Source organism: Gordonia sp. i37, from assembly GCF_002043085.1.
Taxonomy (GTDB): Bacteria; Actinomycetota; Actinomycetes; order Mycobacteriales; family Mycobacteriaceae; genus Gordonia; species Gordonia polyisoprenivorans.
Map to the genome: position 1 here is coordinate 1 of NZ_MVPX01000523.1, position 5,985 is coordinate 5,985.

The following is a 5,985-nucleotide window of genomic DNA, read 5'->3' on the forward strand; positions in this document are numbered from 1 at the left end:
GGAGCCAGAGAGGATCCGAACATGCACTGGCTGGAACTGACCTTGCCGCCAGCGATCTGTTCGGGTGTTCGGTCGGAGACGATGGTGACGTCATAGCCGTTGTCCAGCAAGCCGATGCCGAGCTGGAGGCCGGACTGTCCGGCACCGATGATGGTGATGGTGGTCATGGGGGTGATGCTCCTCAGTAGACGGTGGGGGGGGATGACGCGAGTGGAAATACGTTGGGGTGCTGGATGTGTCAGGTCACTCGGCGAGCAGCGGGATTGCCGGCGCGGCGCGCTCTGGTCCCATGGCGGAGTACCCGCCGTCGACGGCCCAGTCGGCACCGGTGACGCCGGAGGCCAGATCGGAGGCGAGGAAGGTGATCACATTGCCGACTTCGTCGGGGTCGCCAACGCGGCCGTTGAGGTGAAAGGGGGCGGCTACCGCGTCGGTCTTGGCACGGTCGTCGCCGGAGAGTTCGCGCATGATCTTCGACCACGTCCAGCCAGGGCTGACCGAGTTGACGCGAATGCCGTCGGCCGCGTAGTCCATCGCCATTGACCGGGTCACCTGCACGACGGCGGCCTTGGACGCGGGATAGACCCAGCGGCCGGTCTGGGCGATTTTGGACGAGATCGAACCGAAGTTGATGATCGCGCCACCGCCGCGGGCCTTGAGCTGGGGGCGGACGGTTTCACTGAGCATGACCGCGCTGACGAGGTTGACATCGAGTGCGGCCAGCCACTGCGAGCGGGTGGTCGCAGCGCCCTCGTCGAGATACGAGCAGGCGAGGTTGACGAGGATGTCGATGCCGCCGAAGGTGCCGACCGTGGTCGAGACGGCCGCGGTCAACGACGCGTCGTCGGTGAGGTCGGTCTCGACGAAGATGATGCCGGCGTTGGTCTCGGCCAATGCCTTGCCGCGGTCGGCGTCTATGTCGGCGACCGCGACCTGTGCGCCCGCGGCGCGAAGGCGGTGCACGACGCCCCATCCGAGGTCGGTGGCTCCGCCGGAGACGAGCGCGACACGACCGGCGAGTGAGCCGGCGGCTGGGCTGGTGGTGGATGTCATGTGTCTCTTCTCCCTGGTTGGGCCGAAACCGCCGGATCGGCGATGTGGTGTGGGCCACGCTAGGCAGCGCAGACGTGCCGGTCTATGCGCGATGCGCAGGCTCTATCCGGAACGCGCAGCGGTGGAAAACGTTGACATCGGGGAAGCAAATACGGAACAGGCTTTTAACACGATTCTGTGACGACGGTCAGAATTGCGCAGTAGCGTGGCTGTCACACTCACGGAAGACGGCCCCATGATCTCTGCAGAGCGACGTACCCGCGACTTCTCCGCCATCGATCTCGCCGGCCCCGATCGCGACGGGGACGACCTCGGTGCGCTTTCGTGGACCAGGCCGGTGGTCCCGTCGACACCGCTGTCGAACTTCGAACTGGCCTACGCCGACGATGTCGACGCCGCGCGCGCCAGCGTCGGGGACGCCTTCTGCCGCCACGGGCTCGCGCCGATGGAACGCGCCGACGGATTCATGGCGCGTTTCCACGGCGTCCAGCTCGGCGGCGTCGGACTGTACTACCTCGACTACGGTGCCAGCGTCCGCATCGATCCGACCGCCCTCGACGATTTCTATCTGGTTCAGATCCCACTGTCTGGAAGTGCGGTGATCGTCGGCGAAGACTGGGACATGGTGTCCACGCCAAAGTCGGCGTCGGTGCTGCAGCCCGATGAGAAGATCTCGATGCGCTGGGCGGCGGGCAACCGGCAACTACTGGTCCGCATCGACAGCGTTGTGCTGCACGAGCAGCTCCGCAAACGACTGGGGCGCATTCCGCGCCAGCACCTGCGATTCGCGCCGGCCCTGTCGACCACGAGCCACGCCGAGCGTGCGTGGCTGGCGTTGGTACACACCCTTGTCGACAGTGTGGATACGTTGGGTCCCCACTCGAATCAGCTGGCGGTCGGTGAGCTCGGCGCAGCCGTCGTCAATCAACTGCTGCTGAGTCAGCCGCACAACTACAGCGCCGAGGTGCATGGCGTCAGCGCGGTGACGCAGGTGCCGCGTGCGGTTCGGCGCGCCGCGGACCTGCTCGTCGAGCGCGCTGATCAGCAGATCAACATCCCCGACATCGCCGACGAGGTGGGTCTCAGCGTGCGGTCGCTGCAGACCGGGTTCCGCACCCACTTCGAAACCTCGCCGACCGAATACCTACGCACCGTTCGTCTCGAGCGTGTGCGGACGGCGTTGATTGCCGCCGACGCCACCCGCGCCACAGTCGCCGACATTGCGCTGCGCTGGGGATTCGTGCACCTAGGCCGGTTCGCGGCCACCTACCGGGCCGCCTACGGCGAGAGTCCGGCGATGACGCTGAGGCGGTAGCCGCGGGCCTGCGCCGGTCAACGAGATTCCACTCGATGTCCGGCTTTCCGGACCGACGGCGGGGAGTGGAGTTGGAATGATCCGCTACTTGCGGCCGGCCTTCCAGTTCAGTCCCCAACCGTAGGCCTCGTCGACCTTGGACTGGGAGCCGCGGATGTAGCGCACCTCGCGATTGACGACGAGCTCGCCGCCTCGATTCTCCAGCAGGGCGATCGCGCACGAGATGGCGCCCTGATCGGCTTCGTCGAGGCGTACCTCGATCTGCGGTCCGCTCGCCGGGAACAGGGTCACCACGCCGTTGGCGCTCGCCCAGTTGGGGGTGCCCTCGTAGATGTAGGCGAAGATCAGCACGCGACGGATCTGATTGGACGCCGACAGGTCGATGTACATGTTCTCGCCGCCGGTGTTCGATCCGGAGCGGTCGTCGCCGTCGAGCCAGATGATCGGCCGTCCCTGGTACGGCGCCTGGAACGAGTTGCCGAGGGCCTGCACGATGCCCTTGCTGCCGTCGGTGAACTCCCAGAGGCAGGCGAGGTCGAGGTCGACGCCGGTGGCGCGCTTGAACAGTCCGCCCTTGGAGCCGGCGGTCCAGTTGAGGTTCACCCGGACCTGACCGGTCGCCGAACCCTGCTTGGTCAGCGACACGCTCGGCGCGGACTTGGTGAGCGTCACCTTCGACAACGACACCGGCGGCTGAGCTGGAGCCTGGTTCGGGTAACCCTGCGGCGGTTGCTGATACGGCTGTGCCTGTGGAGTCGGCTGTGGCTGTGGGGCCGGCGGCGTCTTTGGTCGCTTGGTGTAGTCGATTCCCATGGCAGGTGATTCCCCTCTGAATCAGGTGGTCGAGGTCGGTGATGTCCGATTCGGCGAATTCAGCCTAGCGAATCACGGGCGTGGGTTGGTGTTCGTCGCCGGCAGGGCCGCGCGCGCTCGGGGACCGAAGGCGGCGGCGACGGTCAGCGCGCCGCTGCCGTCGCGCCGGCACGCCGCCACCGCGATGTGCCCGGGACGTGCGATGGAACCGGGGATCGCGAACCCGCCGTCGATGGCGTAGCGGGTGTTGGTGATCTTCTTCGCCCACGCCGCCGGGTCGGTCGGCGACTGCGGAGGTGCATCCGCCCGAATGACGACGAGGGCCTCGGTGACGCCGTCGGGCCACGCGAAGATCACCCGGTCCCCGTCGACGCGGACGTCGGTGACGGCGGGCAGATCATCGGTCGGTGGCGTGGTGGGAGCGGTGGGTGTTGTGGGTGCAGGAGCCGGGGGTCGGGGCGGGGGCGGCGGGTTACCGGAGATCGCGACGTCGGAGTGCACGCCAGCGCGGGTTGCGGTGACCTCGTAGGTGGGCAATGGGGTTGCGGTGCCGACGCCACCGTCGTCGAGTGCGGTCTCCGAGGTGCGGCCGACCACCTGCCTGCGGCCGTTCGGCTCGACGCGGGTGACCCGATAGCTCACCCCCGCGGAGGGTGAGGGTTCCCAGCTCACCCGCACGGTGCCGTCGACCGCCTCGGCCCGAACCTGCGACGGCGCTGCGGGGCGCGGCTCCGCTGACGCTGCCGGAGGCGGCCCTGGTGCCGGGGCCGGTTCGGGTGGCGGCGTGGCGGCGTCCAGGGTTCGTTGCGCCTCGTCGGCGACCGCATCGATCTGACGGAGTGCGGTGGGGTCGTCGCCGGCGGCTGCGCGCGCCTGTGCACATCGCCGTCGGGCTTCTTCGGGACGACCTTTGCGCAAAGCCTGTCTCGCCGAGCGCAATTCGCGCTGCCAGTCGCCTGATTCCGGGGCGGCGGCCGGCGGCGCAGGCGGGGTGGATGTGGGGCTCGTGGCCGCCGGTGGAGGGCTCGGCTCCTCGACGGCGCCGTCGTACTCGGCCGCGATCGTGGCGATCAGCCGGCGCGCGTCGCGGGTGCCGAGACCGAGTTCACGCGCCTCGTCGAGCATGAACTGGTGATCGTCGGGGTGCAGGCGATCCTCGACGAGGATCGCCGCCCGGATACGGGGCCGCAGATGTTCGGTGACCCGGTCGGTGACCGAGGCGAGGTACGCGTCGGTGACCTCGACGGGTCCGAGCAGGATCTCCTCGATGTCGATGAGGAGCTCGTCGACGATGGCGCGCATGCGGCCGGCGGGTAGTTCCCGTGCGCGGTGGCGCATTCCGTCGACGCGCAGCCGGATCTCGCCGCGGTCGGCGGCGTTGTCGGTGGTGAGATCGAGTACCGCGAGCAGTGTGTGGGCAGGCGGTCCGCTCCGGCGGCGGCTGAACTCGGTGAGCAGCTCGGTGATCTGGGAGAGTTTGTGGGCCGACAGCGTTTGCGGCGCGGCAGGAGTGGAAGCCGTTGCCCCGGAGGGGGTATCGGACACCACGCGGTGTCTGCGCAGTCGGGTCGCGACCTCGTCGGTACTGAGTCCACCCATCGCCCCGATCTCGTCGAGACGGGCGCGCTTTCCCTCCGGGATGCCGCCATAACGGGCGACGAGGCGTTCGATCGCGCTGTCCAACAACTGATATCGCTGCTCATCGAGCGCGGTGCGGCGCGCCTGCACGGACCGGGCCAGCGTCACGCGGCGAACCGACTCACGTAGCGGTGCACTGCGGTCGCCGTGTTCGGCGACCAAATGCTCCACGAGCATCCGGTACTTGGGGTGATCGCGTTGTTTCTGCCAGAACGCCCACACCTCGTCGATCCGGGCGGCCACCTCGGGATCGGAGAGGGTGGCGGCCTCGGCGATCGGGATGTCGTACAGCTCGAAGGGGTCGGATTCCTCGACGCCGCCGCGGCGTTCCACCGCGGCGAGGACGCGTTTGCGGTAGTCGTTGCCGACGAAGGGTTCCACGGCGCTCAGACGTCCCGGCGTCGACTGCGGTGGACCTGGTCGAGTTCCCGCGCGACCTCCGACTGGGACAGCGTCGCGCCGGTTTTCGCGGTGAGGGTCAGCGGTATGTCCGCCTCGACATGACGGGCTCTGACGTGCAGCACGCCGTCGAATCCCATCTCGAAGGTGACCCGCACCTCGCTGTTCTCGTCGTGGCCGGGCGGGATGTCCTCGATGGCGCCCTCGATCAGCATCTTCGCGTCGCGCGGTGAGGGCGAGACCTCCTGCCCGAGTTGTTCGACCACGGTCAGCTCGATGCGCCGCTGGTCGGCGCGCACCGTCCCGAAGGAGCGCTGGACGCGGATCGGCAAGGGCTGGTTGCGATGCACCAGCCAGGTGACCTCGAGTTCGCCGTTGCGACCGCTGACCGCGAGTACCCCGAAGCCGCGAGAAACCACGGTGTCGACGCTGATCTGGAGCATTCGACGGACTCCGGCGACCGGTATCGCGAACGCCGCGGCCACCCGGGCGGCGGCCTCGTCGACATCGGCCGGCGCGGCGTCGACGAGCGTCGCACCGGGCGCCAATCGACCTCGGGTGATCAGGTCGGCGGTGACCAGACGCTCGATCTCGAGTTTCTCCCCATAGATCGCCGCACCACGCGCGACCGCCAGATCCGGATCGCGCAGTTCGGGGGTGATCCCGAGCCGCGCCGTGATCTCGCGTGTCACCGCAGGCATCCGGGACGAGCCGCCGACCAGCAACACCCGATCCACCTGTGCCACCCCGCGTCGGCGGGGGGGGGG

Annotated in this window: 5 protein-coding genes; 1 reads left to right on the forward strand and 4 read right to left on the reverse strand. The window is 68.4% G+C overall.

Annotated elements, in window-relative coordinates; translation table 11 throughout:
* Positions 1–243: 243 nt before the first annotated feature.
* Entirely contained in the window at positions 244–1,053 is an 810-nt protein-coding gene (locus B1964_RS25985; RefSeq protein ID WP_079931866.1) for an SDR family oxidoreductase, read from the reverse strand.
* Positions 1,054–1,288: 235 nt separating this feature from the next.
* Here B1964_RS25985 and B1964_RS25990 point away from each other — a divergent pair, with 235 nt between their 5' ends.
* Positions 1,289–2,368, forward strand: a complete 1,080-nt coding sequence (locus tag B1964_RS25990; RefSeq protein WP_139765871.1) for an AraC family transcriptional regulator — start codon at positions 1,289–1,291, stop codon at positions 2,366–2,368.
* A gap of 84 nt (positions 2,369–2,452) precedes the next feature.
* Here B1964_RS25990 and B1964_RS25995 read toward each other — a convergent pair whose 3' ends face one another.
* The 3 genes from B1964_RS25995 to B1964_RS26005 all read right to left on the reverse strand — a co-directional run.
* On the reverse strand, positions 2,453–3,181 hold the full coding sequence (locus tag B1964_RS25995; RefSeq protein WP_006372510.1) for a hypothetical protein: 729 nt from the start codon (positions 3,179–3,181) through the stop codon (positions 2,453–2,455).
* 72 nt (positions 3,182–3,253) lie between these two features.
* Positions 3,254–5,200, reverse strand: a complete 1,947-nt coding sequence (locus B1964_RS26000; protein WP_079931868.1) for a hypothetical protein — start codon at positions 5,198–5,200, stop codon at positions 3,254–3,256.
* A 5-nt stretch (positions 5,201–5,205) separates the two neighbouring features.
* The coding region (locus tag B1964_RS26005) for an Hsp70 family protein (RefSeq protein WP_172398973.1) at positions 5,206–5,985 on the reverse strand (780 nt) is incomplete at its 5' end.

What these genes read in the sequence shown, in the direction of transcription:
- B1964_RS25985 (WP_079931866.1), bottom strand. Translation starts at nt 1,053, where the DNA reads ATGACATCCACCACCAGCCCAGCCGCCGGCTCACTCGCCGGTCGTGTC.
- B1964_RS25990 (WP_139765871.1), top strand. Translation starts at nt 1,289, where the DNA reads ATGATCTCTGCAGAGCGACGTACCCGCGACTTCTCCGCCATCGATCTC.
- B1964_RS25995 (WP_006372510.1), bottom strand. Translation starts at nt 3,181, where the DNA reads ATGGGAATCGACTACACCAAGCGACCAAAGACGCCGCCGGCCCCACAG.